15 protein-coding genes are annotated in these 17,190 nt (G+C 66.1%); 4 read left to right on the top strand and 11 right to left on the bottom strand.

The window, feature by feature from the left end:
* Window positions 1–145: 145 nt before the first annotated feature.
* Complete coding sequence (locus DDZ17_RS07330) at window positions 146–925, top strand: YIP1 family protein (RefSeq protein ID WP_116365361.1); 780 nt, start codon at window positions 146–148, stop codon at window positions 923–925.
* A 10-nt stretch (window positions 926–935) separates the two neighbouring features.
* On the opposite strand, the gene DDZ17_RS07325 is transcribed toward DDZ17_RS07330, so the two are convergent.
* Window positions 936–1,289: a hypothetical protein gene (locus tag DDZ17_RS07325; protein WP_116365360.1), complete on the bottom strand. Its 354-nt coding sequence runs from the start codon at window positions 1,287–1,289 to the stop codon at window positions 936–938.
* A gap of 142 nt (window positions 1,290–1,431) precedes the next feature.
* Complete coding sequence (locus tag DDZ17_RS07320; protein WP_116365358.1) at window positions 1,432–3,657, bottom strand: TonB-dependent receptor; 2,226 nt, start codon at window positions 3,655–3,657, stop codon at window positions 1,432–1,434.
* A 271-nt stretch (window positions 3,658–3,928) separates the two neighbouring features.
* On the opposite strand from DDZ17_RS07320, the gene DDZ17_RS07315 reads away from it, so the two are divergent.
* On the top strand, window positions 3,929–4,420 hold the full coding sequence (locus tag DDZ17_RS07315) for a RidA family protein (protein ID WP_116365356.1): 492 nt from the start codon (window positions 3,929–3,931) through the stop codon (window positions 4,418–4,420).
* A gap of 71 nt (window positions 4,421–4,491) precedes the next feature.
* Here DDZ17_RS07315 and DDZ17_RS07310 read toward each other — a convergent pair whose 3' ends face one another.
* The gene (locus tag DDZ17_RS07310) at window positions 4,492–5,277 is read right to left on the bottom strand and encodes a helix-turn-helix transcriptional regulator (RefSeq protein ID WP_170150174.1); all 786 of its coding nucleotides are present in this window, start codon (window positions 5,275–5,277) and stop codon (window positions 4,492–4,494) included.
* Between the two features lie 224 nt (window positions 5,278–5,501).
* Here DDZ17_RS07310 and DDZ17_RS07305 point away from each other — a divergent pair, with 224 nt between their 5' ends.
* On the top strand, window positions 5,502–7,544 hold the full coding sequence (locus DDZ17_RS07305) for an amidohydrolase family protein (RefSeq protein ID WP_116365352.1): 2,043 nt from the start codon (window positions 5,502–5,504) through the stop codon (window positions 7,542–7,544).
* A 9-nt stretch (window positions 7,545–7,553) separates the two neighbouring features.
* Here DDZ17_RS07305 and DDZ17_RS07300 read toward each other — a convergent pair whose 3' ends face one another.
* Window positions 7,554–8,855 carry an aminotransferase class V-fold PLP-dependent enzyme gene (locus DDZ17_RS07300; RefSeq protein ID WP_157976518.1) on the bottom strand — a complete coding sequence of 434 codons (1,302 nt, stop codon included), beginning with the start codon at window positions 8,853–8,855 and terminating at the stop codon, window positions 7,554–7,556.
* A gap of 163 nt (window positions 8,856–9,018) precedes the next feature.
* On the opposite strand from DDZ17_RS07300, the gene DDZ17_RS07295 reads away from it, so the two are divergent.
* On the top strand, window positions 9,019–10,776 hold the full coding sequence (locus DDZ17_RS07295) for a M61 family metallopeptidase (protein WP_116365350.1): 1,758 nt from the start codon (window positions 9,019–9,021) through the stop codon (window positions 10,774–10,776).
* A gap of 4 nt (window positions 10,777–10,780) precedes the next feature.
* On the opposite strand, the gene DDZ17_RS07290 is transcribed toward DDZ17_RS07295, so the two are convergent.
* The 7 genes from DDZ17_RS07290 to cobO form a co-directional block, all read right to left on the bottom strand.
* The gene (locus tag DDZ17_RS07290; protein WP_241505813.1) at window positions 10,781–11,662 is read right to left on the bottom strand and encodes a cobalamin-binding protein; all 882 of its coding nucleotides are present in this window, start codon (window positions 11,660–11,662) and stop codon (window positions 10,781–10,783) included.
* Window positions 11,663–11,697: 35 nt separating this feature from the next.
* The gene (gene cobT / locus DDZ17_RS07285) at window positions 11,698–12,756 is read right to left on the bottom strand and encodes a nicotinate-nucleotide--dimethylbenzimidazole phosphoribosyltransferase (protein ID WP_116365346.1); all 1,059 of its coding nucleotides are present in this window, start codon (window positions 12,754–12,756) and stop codon (window positions 11,698–11,700) included.
* The gene (gene cobU / locus DDZ17_RS07280) at window positions 12,753–13,286 is read right to left on the bottom strand and encodes a bifunctional adenosylcobinamide kinase/adenosylcobinamide-phosphate guanylyltransferase (RefSeq protein WP_116365344.1); all 534 of its coding nucleotides are present in this window, start codon (window positions 13,284–13,286) and stop codon (window positions 12,753–12,755) included. Before cobU ends, cobT begins: the two co-directional genes overlap by 4 nt.
* Window positions 13,283–14,059, bottom strand: a complete 777-nt coding sequence (locus DDZ17_RS07275; protein ID WP_116365342.1) for a heme ABC transporter ATP-binding protein — start codon at window positions 14,057–14,059, stop codon at window positions 13,283–13,285. The genes cobU and DDZ17_RS07275 overlap by 4 nt, the downstream gene beginning before the upstream one ends.
* Window positions 14,059–15,024 carry a FecCD family ABC transporter permease gene (locus tag DDZ17_RS07270; protein WP_116366159.1) on the bottom strand — a complete coding sequence of 322 codons (966 nt, stop codon included), beginning with the start codon at window positions 15,022–15,024 and terminating at the stop codon, window positions 14,059–14,061. The genes DDZ17_RS07275 and DDZ17_RS07270 overlap by 1 nt, the downstream gene beginning before the upstream one ends.
* A gap of 65 nt (window positions 15,025–15,089) precedes the next feature.
* Window positions 15,090–16,529, bottom strand: coding sequence for a cobyric acid synthase (locus DDZ17_RS07265; protein ID WP_116366157.1), 1,440 nt, complete (start codon window positions 16,527–16,529; stop codon window positions 15,090–15,092).
* 25 nt (window positions 16,530–16,554) lie between these two features.
* Window positions 16,555–17,178, bottom strand: coding sequence for a cob(I)yrinic acid a,c-diamide adenosyltransferase (cobO, locus tag DDZ17_RS07260; RefSeq protein WP_116365340.1), 624 nt, complete (start codon window positions 17,176–17,178; stop codon window positions 16,555–16,557).
* Between the last annotated feature and the right edge of the window lie 12 nt (window positions 17,179–17,190).

Below are 17,190 nucleotides of genomic sequence, written 5' to 3'. Positions count from 1 at the left end.
ATATCAGTGTCTGGCAATGGGGGCCAAGCGTAGCAGGGCGGCGGAACTTCGCCTACCGCACAGCGCTTGAAGGCAGCCCGGTTGCTGCTATGTTTAATGGAGTCCGGGTGGCCTTGGTCACCCTCAGCACGCGAGGGAGCAGCGCATGAACGACAACGAACAACAACATTCACCCGATTCGCAAAACCCACAAAACCCGCAGGAACCGCCAAGCCCGGGCGGCGAGCAGCCGCCGCCGGCGTCGGGCGCCACCTTTGACATTCACCAGGTTATCGCCCAGGCCAAGGCGGTGCTCACCAACCCCGCCGGTTTTTATCAGACCATGCCGCGCAGCGGGGGGTTCCTGGAGCCGGTGATCTTTGCCGCGGTAATGGCGGCCGCCGGTGGCGTGGTGGCGGCGGTGCTGTCGCTGTTTGCCTCCAACGTCGGCATGCTGGCGGCGGGCTTTGCCGGCATTGTCATCTTCCCCATTTTTGCCGTTATAGGCGGTTTTATCGGGGCGGCGGTGCTGTTTGTGATCTGGAAGCTGATGGGGTCCAGCCAGGATTACGAAACCGCTTTCCGCTGCTGGTCTGCCGCGACGGCGCTGTACCCGGTGGCGGCGGTGCTCTCCATACTGCCCTATCTCGGCGTGATCGTGACGGTGGCCTGGGCCACCTACCTGATGATCGAGGCCAGTGTTGGCGTGCACGAGCGCGAGCGCCGCACGTCCATGATTGTGTTCGGTGTGCTCGGTGCCCTGCTGATGATTTCCAACGTCAGCAGCGAATACGCCTCGCGCCAGCTACAGGACCGGATGGAAAACTTCAGCCGGCAGTTTGACGACGAGGACATGACCCCGGAAGAAGCGGGGCGCAAAATGGGCGAGTTTCTGAAGGGCTTTGAACAGGGCGCCAAGCCCGCTGGCGGCGACAGCGAGAACTGAGCCCGCAGGCTCAGTTGCGCCCCAGGGCGCAGTCACCATCGGCCAGCTGCTGCAGCTGGTCGAGGTTGCCCGCCGCCAGCCACTGGTTGAACTGCTGGTGGCCGCTCTGGTAATCGGCATCCGGGGCGGCGGAGGGGCTGATACCCTCGCGGTTGATGGTATTCCAGGCCAGCCACAGGTGGGTGCGCGATAGCTGCTCCACCGGCAGGTTGCCAAGGCCCGCCACAACAAAGCCCTTGCAGTAGCTGTAGCGCTCGCCGCCCTGCTCGTGCCAGGGCCAGTCGAAGGCGGCGGCGGGCAGGCTGGCGGCGGTCAGCAGCAGCGGGGCAAAGGCGAACCGGGTCATCAGCGAGCGGTAGGTCACGGGGGCAGTCTCCTTGGTGTGAACAGCTGTTACGCTACCCTTAATTGAACCCGTTGCCAATTCCTCATTCCCCTGCTCATTCCTCTCATTCGTGGCTATGGCCCCATCCCGCCTGACTCGACTGAGCGCCGAGCGCGCGGGCCTAGAATACCCGCGCAATATTGAAGCCAACGGTGCGGGGCAGGGTGAAGGCAGCCTTCGGCGCGGCGGTGCCGTTGCGGTTCATGGCGGTTACCACGCCCCGCTCGTCAGTCAGGTTGCGCACGTAGAAGGTGCCTTTCCACACCTGGTCGAAGGTCAGGCCCAGGTTCAGGTCCACCTGCTCGTAACTGGGCAGCTCAAAGCGCGGGCGCGCCGCGTCGCTGTTCAGCAATTCGCTGGGCCGGTTGTCCACGTAGGTGTACATCGCGCCCATATAGCCTTCAATGCGCGAGCTGAGGTTAAAGTTCTGCCGAATGCTGAAGTTGGCGGCAAACTCCGGAGTGAAGGGCAGGCTGTCGCCGGACTTGCCCACCAGATTGCTGGCGCCGTCGATCGAGGGGATGTCTTCGCTCAGCTCGGCATTGGTATAGGTGGCGTTGGCGCTGATCAGCAGCCCGTCCAGGGGAGACCACTCGGTGGCAAATTCCAGGCCCTGGCTGCGCGCCTGGCCGCCGTTGGTGAAAAAGGTCAGTGATGAGACTGCGTCGGCGTTCTGCAGCTGAATGTCTTCCCAGTCGATGTAGAAGGCTGCGACATCAAAGGTGAGGTCAGCGCCAATCTGGCCCTTGAAACCCAGCTCGTAGTTGACGACGGAATCGGAATCAAACTCCCGCGGCAGGTTGCCCAGGTTGGCGTTGGGGCCGCCCGGGCGATAACCGGTGGCCACGCGCATATAGGCCATCATGTCGTCGTTGAAGCGGTAGCTGGGGGATACCACCCAGGTCACGGCGGATTCGTCGGAGTCGATCGTGCTGATCTCGGACCCACCGAAGATCGGTGCCGCCGGGTCGTCGACGATGGTCTGTGAAATATTTTCCTGCTCGTTGCGCGCATAGCGGGCGCCAAGCTGCAGGTCGATACGCTCTGTCACATTGAAGGTGGCGTCGGCAAACAGGGCGCTCTCTTCGTAGTCTGAGGGGCCGTTGCTGGTGTACACCTGCCGCGCGCCGGCAGCAGCCGGGTCGTTCAGCATCAGGGTCTGTTCGAGCACGGTGTCTTCCTTGGTATAAAAACCGCCAACCATCCAGCTGATACTCTCGCTGGTGCCGGCAACGCGCAGCTCCTGGGAGAACTTGTCGGTGTAGACATTGTTCAGGATGTCGATGCGCGAGCCATCGGACGAGCCCGGGTAGGCAATGCCGAACAGGGGCGGGCCGAACACATAGGTGACGTCCTGGGTTTCTTCGCGCAGGCTCTCGCCGTAGGCGGTGATGGAGGTGAATGTTGCCCAGTCCAGATCCCAGTCGATACGGCCGATGTACTGGTCGAACTGGCGAACCATGCTGCCGGGCACGGCATTGATGGTGTCGATGGACTCACCGTTGACCTGGTGGAAATTGTTTTCCGACACAATGTCGATGGACGCTTTGTTCTCGGTGTCCTGCTCCTGGGTCAGGGCAGACAGGTTGAGGGTCAGGCGATCGGTGGGGTAATAAACCAGAGAGGCCAGCGCGCCGGTGGTTTCGGCGGTGTTGACGTTGTTGGTCTGCGGGTCGGTGCCGATATTGTCAATGTAGCGCGGGTCTTCGCGGTATACGCCACTCAGGTTCAGGCCGAGTTTGTCTTCCACCAGGGGGATGTTGACCGAGCCGCGCACATTGTAGCCATCGGTGCCGCCCTTGACGGTGCTGGCTCCCGCTTCAACGCGGCCGGACAGGCTCTCGGTATCGGGCTGGCGCAGCACGTATTTGATCAGGCCGCCAAGGCTTGAGGCGCCGTACAGGGTGCCTTGGGGGCCGCGCAGTACTTCCACGCGCTCCAGGGTGGCGGGGTCAAAATCGGGGATGGGAGCCTGGCCGCTCTCAGTGGAAGAGCCGAATTGCACATCGTTCACCAGCACCGCCAGGGTGGGGTTGGTGCCGCCGCCGGTGGTGATGCCGCGCAGGGACAGGTTGCTGATTTCATTGCCGCCGGGAGCGCCGCCAAACTGCAGTCCGGGAACGCGGTTGTAAAACTCGGTAATGGACACCAGGTTCTGGTCGATCAGGTTCTGGGAGTTGACGGCGGTAATGGCAACCGGCACATCGATAAGGCGCTGTTCGCGCTTCTGGGCGGTGACCACCACCTCTTCGATCAGTACATTGCGCGCTTCCTGCGCAAGTGCGGCTGTCACCGGATTGAGCGCGAAAGCGGTGGTTACCGCTGGTGCCAGAAACTTCATCCGCATGGTGTTCCCCCTGATGGCGCATTGCGATGCGCATTGTCGATCGTTGGTGTGTTCTGGATAGGCCGCGCTGTTGCCAGCGGCGGGCCAGCGCGAGGGCCTAATGGTTGATAAACACTTTGTAGAAGTCAATAAATAAACGGCAAAAAACAACACAAAAAATTAAACAAATACAATAAATGTTGAAATTAGGCTTGCCCGCCGCAAGAATGCGCGTTTTGGTGGAGCCGCCGCTGTGCGAGCGGGGCCCGCCGCTGAATCGGGAGAGGCGGGTTTGAGTTCAATTGATCAGAGGCTGGCGGACCTGGGGCTGCAACTGCCCGCGCCGCTGGCGGTACCGGCGGGTGTGCGGCTGCCCTTCAGAATGGTCAACGTGCGCGGCGATAGGGCCTTTGTGTCGGGCCACGGCCCGCAGAACATGGACGGCACCCTGGCCGGGCCTTTCGGTAAGGTGGGGCGCGACGTAACGCCCGATGAGGGTTATCAACTGGCGCGCCTGGTGGCCCTGTCCATGCTTGGCAGCCTGCGCCGCGAACTGGGCTCGCTGGATCGCATCGCCGGCTGGGGGCGGGTGTTTGGCATGGTCAATTCCGCCCCGGGTTTTGTGCAGCAGCCGGGGGTGATTAACGGATTTTCCGACCTGGTGCTGACCGTGTTCGGCGACGAATGCGGCGCTCACGCGCGCTCTGCGGTGGGCATGGCGGAGCTGCCCTTCGGCGCTGGCGTTGCGGTGGAGATCGAAGCCGAGGTGCTACTGCGCTCTTAGCGCCGAACGCCTGGTGATTCGCACCTGCCCCCTTTGCCGGCAGGTTGCGAGTCGCCGGGCGTTGTTGCAGCTCAGTTGCGTGAGATGCCCAGTTCGTCCAGATAGTTGTAGATGGTGAACTTGGTGATGCCGAGGCTGGTGGCGGCGCGCTCCACCGAACCGCGTATCAGGAACAGGCCGCGGCGGTGCATCTGGCTAACCACCTGCATTTTCTCCTGCTTGGTCATGCGCTCAACGCCCACGCCCCCGGTGCTGGCCAGGGCCCGTTCAATGATGTCGCTGACCAGTTCCTCCATGGTCATTTCGCCGTTGCCCTCGGTATTGCCGTCCGCGTTGGGCGCACTGGCATCGGCGCTTGGAAACACATGGGCCTTGAGGGTTTCCAGCAACAGCTCGGCTGCGCCCAGGTCGCGGTTCAGGCACAGGGCGGCAAGCGGGGCGCCCTGATCGTCGTACAGTACCACCGAGGAAGAGCGCAGGCTCTTGCCGCTGCGAGTGTGGGTGGTGTAGTTGCCGGTGACCTCCACGGCATTGGCTGTCTTGCGCACATCCCGATCCAGCATTCTGGCGAAGGCGGCGTCTTCCTCGGGCACCGACAGCACCGACTGGCCCTTGTGCCGGTTGCTGACGTGGCCGTTGACGATGGCGACAATGGACTGCTCTGGCTGCCGCAGGTCGTGAACCACCACTTCGGTCTGGGTATCCACAATGTGGCTGAGGGCTTCGGCAACCCCCGACAGCAGGCGGTTTAACTGCTCGCCGGCAAGTGGGGCCACACCGTCGCCGCGGCGCTTGCTGGCGGTGGCCGCTTTGTTGCGGGATGCGGTCTTGCGGGTACTAGAGGGTTTGGCGGCCAAAATATTCCCCTTGGGCATTGTGCGAAACGGTGCGCGCGCCGGCTGAGGCGGGCGTCAACCTGACGTTGAATGCTAACAGAAACTGTTGCCCTGTTGGTGAGCCGGCACTGGCTACAACCGCTATAATCAACTAATTGTATTTTAATTCAACAAAATGTGTAGTAGCGTCCGCCGGGACCGCAGCGCGCTGCCAGCCGATAATCGCCCCGGAGATTCGAACACCCATGCAGAGACGGTATGTAACACAGTTGATGGCCCTTGGCCTGATGCTCAGCAGCGCGGCGGCAATGGCGCAATCGGCGCGCTGGGAGCTGTTTCAGAACAGCGGGGTGGTTGGCCACGTGAGCGCCCAGCGGCAGGGCTCGACGATCGATATCGACTACTACGTCGACCAGAACGGGCGCGGCCCCAAGCACCACGAGCAGGTGGTGCTGGATGGGCAGGGCCTGCCGGTGTCCTGGCAGGTAGAGGGCACCTCCCTGATGGGGGGCGAAGTCAGCGAATCCTTCATCTACGCCGACGGTGTGGCGCGCTGGCAGTCTCAGGCGGATAGCGGCGAGCGCCGGGTGGCATCGCCACTGCCCTATATCGTTAACGATAGCAGCCCCTGGAGCAGCGTGTTTTTTGTGGATTACCTGCTGTCGGTGGCGGGCGGCCACAGCGATGTGCTGCCCGAAGGTCGTGTGCAGCTCAAACGTTTCGAGCCGGTACAGGTGCAGCACCAGGGCAAGCCCCTTAGCCTGACGCCCTACCAGGTGATCGGCGCGCAGCTGGACCCCGGCTTTGTGTTTCTCGACGCCAGCCAGCAGGCGGTGGCCATGGTGGACGATGGCAGCATCGCCCTGCTGGAGGCCTACCGGGATATCCACGATGGCGTGAAGGCCGCCGCCGATGCGGTGGCCGCGGCACAGCTCACCGCCCTGCAGCGACAGCTGGCCCACCGCTATGACGTGCCGGTGGACATTGAAAATGTCCGCGTGTTTGACCCGCTCACCGGGCACACTGGCGCGCCGAGCACTGTGCGCATTGTGGGCAACCGTATTGCCGGCATCCGGCCCTACGAGCCAGCCGCGGTGTCTGAGGGTGCCGCGCGGGTGGTGGTTGCCGGGGAGGGCGGCGTGCTGTTGCCCGGCCTGCACGACATGCACTCCCACAGCACCGGACGTTCCGGCCTTTACTACCTGGCCGCGGGTGTCACCTCCACCCGCGACATGGGCAACGACAACGCCCAGCTGGCGGCGCTGATGGCGCAGATCGGGGCCGGCGAGATTGCCGGGCCGCGCATCACCCGGGCTGGCTTTATCGAAGGCGAGAGCCCCTACGCCGCGCAGAACGGTATTCTCGCCAGGTCCGAAGCCGAGGCGCTGGCGGCGGTAGACTGGTATGCCGACCGTGGCTTCTTCCAGATCAAACTGTACAACTCCATCAACCCCGACTGGGTACAGGCAGTGGCGGCCAGGGCCCACCAGCGCGGCCTGCGCGTGACCGGCCACATCCCGGCATTCGGCTCGCCGGACCGGAGCATCCGCGATGGCTATGACGAAATTGCCCATATCAACCAGCTGATGCTCGGCTGGCTGCTGCAGGAGGGCGAGGACACCCGCACCCCGCTGCGGCTGACGGCCATGCAGCGCGCGGCTGAGCTCGATCTTGCCTCGCCACCGGTAACAGCCACCCTCGGGCTGATGCAGGACAACGGCGTGGCGATGGACACCACGGCGGTCATCCTGGAGCGGCTGATGATGAGCCGGGCGGGTACTGTGATCGAGGCGGACAGGGACTTTATCGGCCACATGCCAATCGGCTACCAGCGCTATCGCAAGCGCACCTACGTGCCGCTGGCGTCGGCCGAGCAGGATGCGCGTTACGGCCAGGCCTTCCAGCGCATTCTGGATTGCCTGCACCTGCTTTACGACGCGGGCATCACCCTGCTGCCAGGCACCGACGACACTACCGGTTTTACCCTGCAACGGGAGCTTGAGCTGTACACCCGGGCAGGTATCCCGGCTGCAGAAGTGCTGGCCATGGCGACCCTGAACGCCGCCCGGCACCTGGGCACCGATGGCGAGGTTGGCAGCGTGGAGGTGGGCAAACTGGCCGACCTGGTGCTGCTTGCCGATGATCCCACCGACGACATCAAGGCCATCAAGCGGCCGCGACTGGTGATCCGGGGCGGCAGCCTGTATCTGCCGGCCGAGATCTACACCGAGCTCGGCATCAGGCCCTTTGCCAGCGCGCCGGTCATCGAGCGCCGGGGTGGGCGCTAAAGGGCAGCGCTAGCGCGTGCGGCCCAGTGCCGCACCGATCACCGCCAGCAGGTGATCGATGTCATCCATGTCGTTGAAGAAGGATGGCGAAATGCGCAGGTGATCGGGATAGACCGACACGTCAATGCCGGCCTGCTCCAGCGGCGCCTGCAGCTGCGCCGCAAGTTGCTTCCGGCCAAAGGCGATAATGGCCGAGCGGCTGTCGGCGGGTGTCAGGGGCTTGAACCCCATGGCCGGTATGCGCTCCCGCAGTCGCGCCAGCAGTGGCTGGCGCCAGTCTTCAATCGCCTGCGGGCCCAGTGCCCGCAGGTAGGGTAGGGAGTGGGCCAGGGCAGTGCGTGCCGAGTGGCTAATGGTGCCGGTGCCGACAATACCGGCCAGGCCCTCGTTGGGGCGCGACTCCAGCAGCGGCTGGCGACCACCTGGCGGCTGGTCGAAATGCGCGGCCAGGCTGCCCGAGCGATAGCCCCACTGGGTCGGCTGCAGGTGATGCTGGCTGTCGCGCCGCGCGTACAGGTAGGCGGCGCCAAAATCCCCCATCAACCATTTGTAGGTGGCGCAGGCGGCAAAGTCCACGCCGCTTGAGCGCAGGTCGAGGGGGCTGGCCCCCGCGGCCTGGATAACATCGGCGTAAACCAGCGCCCCCCGTGCGTGGGCGATGTCGCACACTGCCTTGAGATCGTGCTGAAAGCCATAAACATTGGAAACCAGCGTCACAGCCACCAGCCGGGTGCCGGGGGTAATCGCCTGTTCAAGGTCATTGAGATTGATGCGCTGGTCGCGCGCCCGCACCAGATGAAAATCCAGCCCGCGCCGGGCCAGTTCGCTGTACAGGTATAGCGAGCCTTCAAAGTGGTATTCGTCGCTCACTACCCGCTGGCGGGTGTTGGGCAGGCCGAGCCCGGCCACCACCAGGTTTTCGCCGGCCGTGGTGGTTGGCACCCAGGCCAGCTCATCCGGGGCCGCGTTGCACAGCAGGGCAAACTCCTGCAGGGCCTTGTCGCGATTGGCGCCCAGCGCAACCGGCGGTTGGGGCGCCATGCCTGCCCGCTGCTGCACATAGCGCGCCATGGCCCGCGCCGCGTCGCGACAGACCGGGTGCATGGAGGCGCCATTGAGACAGACACCGGCCAGGTCGAAATCGCCCCTGCTGCCATTGAGGCCGCCGCGCGGGGTATCGCCGGCACGGGCCGCTGGCAGGCCTAGCGCGCCGCCCAGCGGCAGCGCCAGCAGAGCGGACGAGAAGGTTCGCCGCGACAGGGGCGGCAGCGACGGTGGCTGGCGGGTGTCTGGCTTGTCGGCGTGGCTCATCGCGCTGCGCTCTCCTGTTGGTTTTCTACCTGCATGCTGCCCGGCTATCGGCAAGGTACACAAAAGGCATGAGTTTAAAAAACTGTTTAGAACATACACATAAAGTAGATACCTGTCTGCCTTTTTGTTTAGACTGACCGCCCACCCGCCAGGAGAAACCCCGATGTTCCCCACCGCACAGCGCCGGATACTGCTAGGCCCCTTGTTTTGCGCGCTTGGCGTGCTCTCCCTGCAGGCCGGGGCGGCACTGGCGAAGGTGGCGATTCCCGCCCTGGCGACCACCCTGGTGCCCATTCCCGCCCCCGGCGAACAGCGCATTGCCCAGTTGGATGTTGTGCAGGTGCTGTCGGGGCCGCAGCGCCCGGCGGGGGATACGCTCGTTGAAATTCGCCACCACAGTTACAACCTGCCGACCGTGGCCAAGACCCTCAAGCAGCTGCGCCTGAGCGATGACTGCGGCGAATTGGCAGTGCGTCACCGGGATATCGAGCGTGGTTCGGCCACGGTGCGGCAGTGGTTCTCCGAACGTGATACCTGCGGTGGCATCCATATTCAATACCGGGTGCCGGCCGATGCCGCCCGCGCTGTGGCTGGCGTGGCACCGCCGGTGGAGTTGCGCAGCGAAGCCGGGGCCGTATCCGGCGGGGCGACGACGTTTGTGCTGCACCCCGAAAGCGGTGAGTACCGGCTGTCGCTGGCGTGGGATTTCAGCCAGCTGGCGCCCGGTGCCACCGGGGTCAGCAGCCTGGATGCTCCGGTTGCGGGCGCCCTGCCGGTCAGTGCGCTGGACGATGTCTTTGTGATGGGCGGCGCGCTGGGGGTTTACCCCGCCTCCGTGGGGGCAGACGGCTTCTACTCCGCCTGGCAGGGCGCGCCTGGCTTTGATGCCCGGGCCCTGATGCAGTGGGCACAAAAGCTGCGTGAGCAGTTCATCGGCTTTTTCTCGGCCCCGCGCAGCGTCTATGGGGTGATGATGCGGTACAACCCGGTGAATGCCGGTGGCGGCATCGGCATGCACGACTCGTTTGTCATCACCTACGGCGAAGGCACCGCCGACAAGTTGCCGGAGCTGCGCTCGACACTGTCCCACGAGATGTTCCACACCTACCAGCCGCGCCTGGCTTCAGCCAGCGGCGACCAGCGCGACGAACTGGCCCTGAGCTGGTTCAACGAGGGGCTGGCCGTGTTCTACCAGCGGGAATTCCCCTTCCGCGCCGGCATGATGAGCGAGCAGGCCTACCTGGAGGATTTGAATTTCCATGCCGCGCGCTATTACACCAGCCTTATGCAGAGGGCTCCCAACACTGCGGTGCCCGATGGGTTCTGGCGCGACACCCGTATCCGGACCCTGCCCTACGACCGGGGCTTTCTTTATTTTGCGACCGTCGATGAGGCCCTGCGGCGTCAATCGGCCAACGCCCGTTCCCTGGACGATCTGGTGAAGGCGCTGCGCGCGACAATGGACGCCGGCGAGCGCCTGACGCCGGCGCACTGGGCGACCCTGCTGCGCAAAGAGCTGGGCGAGACCGCGGTGCAGGATTTTGAAGCGATGCTGGCCGGCGAGCCGCCCCTGCCCGGCGAGGGCGCCTTTGGCCCTTGTTTTACCCGTACCCAGGTGCCGTTGAAGCGTTACGAGCTGGGCTTTGAGCCGGCCGTGCTGACCGAGCCGGTGCGTCGCGTGCGGGGGCTGGTGGCCGGTTCGGCTGCGCAGGCCGCGGGCCTGCGCGAGGGCGACATTATCCTAAAGCCAGTCCCGCAGGATGCCATCCAGGGCAGCCAGGATGCTCGCCTGACCCTGTCTGTCCAGCGAGGCGATGCGGTGTTGGACATCAGCTACCTGCCGCGCGGGGAGACAGTGGACGCCTGGCAGTGGCAGATGCGCCCCGACGCGGTGGCGGGGCAGTGCAGCCGCCGGGGGTGATTCGCTAGCGCTGGCTGGCGATCTGCTCACACAGGGTTTTTGCGCCATCCAGCAGGCGGGTGGTTGGGCGCTGCAGCAAGTCCGGGTGCACGAAGAACAGGGCCTGGTTGCGCACCGCCGTGAGGTGGGGGTAGTCCCGCCAGTCGTCCAGCCATTCCGGGCGGGCGTCGCCCATGCCGCTGGCAATGATAATGTCGGGATCGCGGGCCAGTACCGCCTCCACGCTCACCCGGGGGGCGATGTGGGGCGAGTCGGCAAAGATGTTCTGGCCACCGCAGAGGGTGATCACGTCGCTGATGTAGTGCTCGCCGTTCAGGGTTTGCAGCGGCTGGTTCCACACCTCGTAGAACACCCGCCGGGCGGGGCCGGCTGCGTAGTCTGCGCGCAGTTGTTGCAGTGTCTGTTCAAAGGCCCGGGCGTTGGCTTCGGCCACCTCGCCGGTGCCGGCAAGCTGGCCGATGTCGCGCAGGGTCGCGGGAATGTCTTCCAGCCGCTTGGGTTCACTGATGTACACCGCAATGCCCAATTGCTCCAGCGCCGGCAGGCCCTCCAGGCTGTTGCCCGAACCCCACATCAGCACCAGGTCCGGGTTTTTCGCCACGATGCTCTCCAGGCTCCAGGCCTGGTAGCTGCCCACCCGGGGAATGTCGCGGGCGGCCTCGGGAAAGTTGCTGTAGCTGACCGCGCCCACCAGGCGATCACCGGCGCCGGCGCTGAACACGTTTTCCACCACATGGGGCGCCAGGGCCACAATGCGCCGGGCGGGCTGGTCCAGGCGCACGGTGCGCCCGGCGGCGTCGATGGCCTCCAGCGCCACCAGGGCCGGGCTGGCAAGTGCCAGCGCCGCCGCCACCGTCATCAGCGCGGCCATTCGCGCGGCCTTCATCGCGGCCTTCAGCGCAAAACCGAACAATGGCACCCTCATGTTGGCGCAACGCCGGCGCTGATGGCGGCCTGGCTGAAGGTGGCCATCTCCCGGTGCAGCGCCAGTGCCGACTGCAACAGCGGCACGGCCACCGCCGCGCCGCTGCCTTCACCCAGGCGCATGCCCAGGTCCAGCAGGGGCTCAAGGCCCATGGCTGCCAGCACCCGGGCGTGGGCGCTTTCGTTGGAGCAGTGGGCGGCCAGCAGCCAGGGGCGCAGACCGGGGTTGATGGCACTGGCCAGCAGGGCTGCGGCGGTGGCGATAAAACCGTCCACCAGTACCGGAATACCGCGCTGGCCGCAGCGCAGGTAGGCGCCGCAGATGGCGGCAATCTCCAGCCCGCCCAGGCAGCGCAGGTTGTGCAGGGGGGCATCCGGGCGCGGCTGGTGGCGGGCCAGGGCGGCGTCGATCAGCTGGCGCTTGTGGGCGAGGGTGTCGGCGTCGATGCCGGTGCCGCGCCCGGTTACCGCGCGGGCGTCCCAACCCAGTTGGGCGGCGCACAGGGCAGCGGCGCTGCTGGTATTGCCAATGCCCATGTCGCCGGCGATAAACAGCGCGCAGTCCAGGGCATCCACCTGCTGCCGGCCGGCCTCCAGGCAGGCTTCCAGCAGGGCCTCGCTCATGGCCGGGCCGCTGCTGAAATCGGCGCTGCCGGGGGCCAGCTGCAGGTTGTGCAGGCCGGTGGCCGCGGGCACTGGCTCGGGCACTGGCTCAAAGGTGCCGAGGTTGACCACGGCAAAGTCCGCTCCCAGCGCCCGGCTGAGCACGCTGATGGCGGCGCCGCCATGGCAGAAGTTGGCAATCATCTGGGCAGTCACTTCCGGCGGGAAGGCCGACACGCCCCGGCGGCTGATGCCGTGATCGGCGGCAAATACCCTGACGCCAATGCGCTCCAGCGTGGGCAGGGGAGTGGACTGCCAGCCGGCAAAGTCCACCGCGATGCGCTCCAGCCGGCCGAGGGAACCGGGGGGCTTGGTGAGCTGGGCCTGGTGGGCCAGGGCGGCGTCACGGTGGGCGGCGCTGGGGGCCGGACAGGGGGCTTGCAGCCAGTTCATGGGGGGCTCTCGTTGTTCGGGGTCGGGTCGTCTTTCAATACCAGGGGCAGGCCGGCGCACACCAGGCTCACCCGCTGGCAGCGGCTGGCCAGGCGCTGGTGCAGCCAGCCGGCCTCGTCCACAAAGCGGCGGCTCAACTCCCCCAGGGGGACGATGCCGCTGCCCACTTCGTTGCTGACCAGGATCAGGTCGGCCTGCAGGGTATCGAGCACGGCCAGCAGACGATCCCGCTCCTGCTCCCAGCAGTCTGCCCCCAGGCAGTTGCTGAGCCACAGGGTCAGGCAGTCCACCAGCAGGCAGTGGCCCGGGCGGTTGTGCGCCTGCAGTACCCGGTGCAGGGCCAGGGGCTCTTCGTGCAACTGCCACAGCGGGTCGCGGCGGGTCTGGTGGTGGGCAATGCGCCGGGCCATCTCGGCATCGCCGGCGGCGGCGGTGGCAATATAGTGCACCTGCTTGCCGCTGGCGGTGGCACAGGCCTCGGCGTGGCGGCTTTTGCCGCTGCGGGCGCCGCCCAGAATCAGTTGCATCATGTCGGCAATACCAGCGGCGCGCCGCTGTGGGGGTGGGCGCCAATTTTAACGTCCACATGGAATATTTCCCGGAACATGGCGGGGGTCAGCACTTCCCGCGGGCTGCCGAGGCGGGCCTGGCGGCCCTGCTGCAGCACCAGCAGGCGCTGGGCGCGGCTGGCGGCCAGGTTGAAGTCGTGCAGTACCATTGCCACCGCACAACCCTGGGCGGCAAGGCGGGCCAGGGAGTCCATGATCAGGCGCTGGTGTTCCAGGTCGAGGCCGCCGGTGGGTTCATCCAGCAGCAGCAGCCGTACCTCGCTGTCTTCTGCCCGCCACAGTTGCGCCAGCACCCGGGCCAGTTGCACCCGCTGGCGCTCGCCCCCCGACAGGTGGGTGTAGAGCCGGTGGCGCAGCCGGGTGGTATCGGTGGCGTCCATCACCTCGGCCAGTATCGCGCTGTCCACCGCCGCGCCGCTGGCGTGGGGTGTGCGCCCAAGCTGGATGACTTCCTCCACCCGGAAGGGAAAGTTGAGGGGCGATTGCTGGGGCAGCAGGGCGAGGGCGCGGGCGCGTGCGTCGCGTGGCCAGTCGGCCAGTTCGCGCCCGCCCAGCACAATGCGTCCCGAGTGGGCGATGCCGCCGGCAAAGGTATGCAGCAGGGTGGACTTGCCGGCCCCGTTGGGGCCGAGAATGGCCAGTATCTCCCCGGCTGCCAGGCTCACTTCGATGCCCGCCAGCAAGGGGCTGCCCCAGGGCGCGGCGCCGGCCTGTTCCACACGCAGTACGGCCATTACTGCATACCGTAGTGCGAGCGCTGTCGCAGCAGGGAGATAAAAAACGGCACGCCGACAATGGCGGTAACAATGCCCACCGGCAGTTCTGTGGGCGCCATGACCACCCGCGCCAGGTTGTCTGCCACCACCAGCAGGGCCGCGCCGGCCAGGGCCGCGCCCGGCAGCAGCAGGCGGTGATCCGACCCCACCAGCATGCGCATGATGTGCGGCACCACCAGGCCGACAAAGGCGATGGTGCCGGCCAGGGCCACCGAGGCGCCCACGCCAATGGCCACCAGCACCACCAGGGTGCGCTTGGTGAACTCCACATCGATGCCGAGATAGCGCGCCTCGGATTCACCCAGCAACAGCGCGTTCAGGCGCCGGGCAAACAGCGGCAGGCAGCCCAGCACACAGGCGCTGACCACGGCGGCAAAGGCCAGCCGTTCGCTATCGGCGCCGTCCAGGCCGCCCATCTGCCACAGGCTGATGCGGCGCAGGGCTTCACTGTCGGCATAAAATTCCAGCAGATTGCCCAGCGCACCGGCCAGGGCCGAGATGGCGATGCCCGCCAGCAGCATGGTGGCCACCGAGGTGCCGGCGTCTGATGCTGCCAGCCGGTACACCAGCAGCACCGCCAGCAGGCCGCCGGCAAAGGCGCCGGCGGATACCGCGGTGACGGCGCTAATGCCCTGCAGGCTGCTGCCCACCAATACGATCATCACACTGGCGCCCAGGGAGGCGCCGGCGGTCACACCGATCAGCGAAGGGTCCGCCAGGGGGTTGCGAAACAGGCCCTGCATGGCCGCGCCGGAGGTGGCCAGAATGGCGCCGACCAGCGCCGCCAGCAGCACCCGTGGCAGGCGAATCTGGCCCACGATGACGCTGGCCTGGCTGTACTCGCCGCGCCACCAGTCGGCAATGCCGCCCAGCGCCTCCAGGGGCGACAGGGCCACTGCGCCGCTGCCCAGGGCCACCAGCATGCACAGCGGCAGCAGGGCAACGAGGCCGGCCAGAACGCCGCGGGAAAAGTGCGCGCTGTGGCCGCTCACTGTGGCCACCAGCGGGGGAACAGGCGCGCCAGGTCCAGGTGGGTTTCCAGGCAGTCCGCCAGGCGGTCGATCTGCGCTTCGCGCACAGCCTGGCGATCCTCGGCGCGGGCCCTGGCCAGCCCGGCCCAGGTGAGCAGGGCGCGGCAGGCCTGGGGGCTGTCGAACAGCCCGTGCAAATAGGTGCCGGCAATCTGGTTGTCGGCGCTGCGGCAGCCGTCCTGGCGGCCGCCTTCAAGTGTGGCAAAGGGCGCAAAGCCCGCCGGCAGCGGTGTCTGGCCGCAGTGAATTTCGTAGCCGCTGATGGCCTCGCCGCCGGGCAGGGTGCCTCGCACCCGGTGTAGGGCCTTTTCGCTCTCAAGCACGGTGTGCAGGGGCAGCAGGTTGAGCCCGGTACTGCTGCCGGGGGCTTCTTCTATGCCGGTGGGGTCGTCGATGCTGGCCCCCAGCATCTGGTAGCCGCCGCAAATACCCAGCAGCCGGCCGCCGTAGCGCAAGTGGCGCGTCAGGTAGTTGTGCCAGCCGGCCTCCTTGAGCCAGCGCAAATCGCCTCGTACGTTCTTGCTGCCGGGCAGGATGACCAGATCCGCCGGCGGCGGTTGCCGGCCAGGTGGCACGTAATGCAGGTTCACCTGGGGGTGCTGGCGCAGGGCGTCAAAGTCGGTGTGGTTGGCGATGCGCGGGAGCACCGGCACCACCACCTGCAGGCAGTGCTCGTCCTTGTCGCCCTGGCTGGCGTCGACGGCGTCTTCGGCGTCCAGTTGCAGCTGTTGCAGGTAGGGCAGCACGCCCAGCACCGGCTTGCCGGTGTACTGCTCCAGCCAGTCCAGGCCCGGCTGCAGCAGGCTGATATCGCCCCGGAAACGGTTGATGACAAAGCCCTGCACCCGCGCCTGTTCGCTGGGCGACAGCAGCGCCAGGGTACCCACCAGGTGGGCAAACACCCCGCCGCGATCGATGTCTGCCACTATGATCACCGGGCAGTCCACCGCTTCGGCAAAGCCCATGTTGGCAATGTCGTTGGCGCGCAGGTTGATTTCGGCGGGGCTGCCGGCGCCTTCCACCACAAGGGCTTCGTACTCGGCGCCCAGGGCATTCCAGGCCGCCAGCACGGTGTCCATCGCCACTTTTTTGTAGTCGTGGTACTGGCGCGCATCCTGATTGCGCTGGGCGCGGCCGCGCAGAATGACCTGAGCCCCGGTATCGCTGGTGGGCTTGAGCAGCACCGGGTTCATGTCGCTGTGCGGGGCAACGCCCGCCGCCTGGGCCTGCAGGGCCTGGGCGCGGCCGATTTCACCGCCGTCGTCGGTCACCGCGCTGTTCAGCGACATGTTCTGGGGTTTGAAGGGGGCCACCTTCACGCCGCGGCGGCGCAGCACACGGCACAGGCCGGTGACCAGAATGCTCTTGCCGGCGTCGGAGGTGGTGCCCTGCACCATCAGCGCAAATGGCGGGCGCACCGGTTCAGTAGTCGACGCCGCGGCGGGCCTTGATGCCGGCGCGGAAGGCGTGCTTCACGTCTTTCACTTCAGAGACGGTGTCCACTACGTCCTGCAGGGCAGAGCCGCCGCCGCGACCGGTAACCACCACGCTCTGTTCCCGCGGGCGGTTGGCGATGGCGTCGATGATCTCCTGCTCGGGCAGGTAGTCGTAGCCGATCATGTAGGTGAGTTCGTCCAGCACCACCAGGTCGTAGGTCGCATCCTGCAGCATGGGCAGGGCCTTGTCCCAGGTGGCGCGGGCGGCGGCGATGTCGCCGCTGCGGTCCTGGGTGTTCCAGGTGAAGCCGGTACCCATCTGGTGAAAATCCACCTGGGGCAGGTGGTCGCGCACGAACAGTTCTTCGCCGGAGAGCTGCTCGCCCTTGATGAACTGCACCACGCCCACCTTCTGGCCGTAGCCCAGTGCCCGCAGCACCATGCCAAAGGCAGAGCTGGATTTGCCCTTGCCGTTGCCGGTGATCAACACGGCCACGCCGCGCTCGGTGCTGGCTTCTTCGATGCGGGCATCCACCTTGGCCTTCTGCTTTTGCATGGCAGCCTTGTGTTTGGTATCGCGGCGTTGCTGCTTGTCGTCGCTGTCGCTCATGGTGGGGTCCTT

The sequence above is a fragment of the Parahaliea mediterranea genome, assembly GCF_003402235.1.
Classification (GTDB): domain Bacteria; phylum Pseudomonadota; class Gammaproteobacteria; order Pseudomonadales; family Halieaceae; genus Parahaliea; species Parahaliea mediterranea.
This window is presented reverse-complemented; position numbering and strand designations above follow the sequence as displayed.

Coding starts and splice junctions, on each gene's coding strand:
- DDZ17_RS07305 (WP_116365352.1), top strand. CDS start 5,502: ATGCAGAGACGGTATGTAACACAGTTGATGGCCCTTGGCCTGATGCTC.
- DDZ17_RS07320 (WP_116365358.1), bottom strand. CDS start 3,657: ATGCGGATGAAGTTTCTGGCACCAGCGGTAACCACCGCTTTCGCGCTC.
- DDZ17_RS07265 (WP_116366157.1), bottom strand. CDS start 16,529: ATGGTGCAGGGCACCACCTCCGACGCCGGCAAGAGCATTCTGGTCACC.
- DDZ17_RS07290 (WP_241505813.1), bottom strand. CDS start 11,662: ATGAAGGCCGCGCGAATGGCCGCGCTGATGACGGTGGCGGCGGCGCTG.
- cobT (WP_116365346.1), bottom strand. CDS start 12,756: ATGAACTGGCTGCAAGCCCCCTGTCCGGCCCCCAGCGCCGCCCACCGT.
- cobO (WP_116365340.1), bottom strand. CDS start 17,178: ATGAGCGACAGCGACGACAAGCAGCAACGCCGCGATACCAAACACAAG.
- cobU (WP_116365344.1), bottom strand. CDS start 13,286: ATGATGCAACTGATTCTGGGCGGCGCCCGCAGCGGCAAAAGCCGCCAC.
- DDZ17_RS07295 (WP_116365350.1), top strand. CDS start 9,019: ATGTTCCCCACCGCACAGCGCCGGATACTGCTAGGCCCCTTGTTTTGC.
- DDZ17_RS07330 (WP_116365361.1), top strand. CDS start 146: ATGAACGACAACGAACAACAACATTCACCCGATTCGCAAAACCCACAA.
- DDZ17_RS07275 (WP_116365342.1), bottom strand. CDS start 14,059: ATGGCCGTACTGCGTGTGGAACAGGCCGGCGCCGCGCCCTGGGGCAGC.
- DDZ17_RS07300 (WP_157976518.1), bottom strand. CDS start 8,855: ATGAGCCACGCCGACAAGCCAGACACCCGCCAGCCACCGTCGCTGCCG.
- DDZ17_RS07270 (WP_116366159.1), bottom strand. CDS start 15,024: ATGCTGGTGGCCCTGGGCAGCGGCGCAGTGGCCCTGTCGCCCCTGGAG.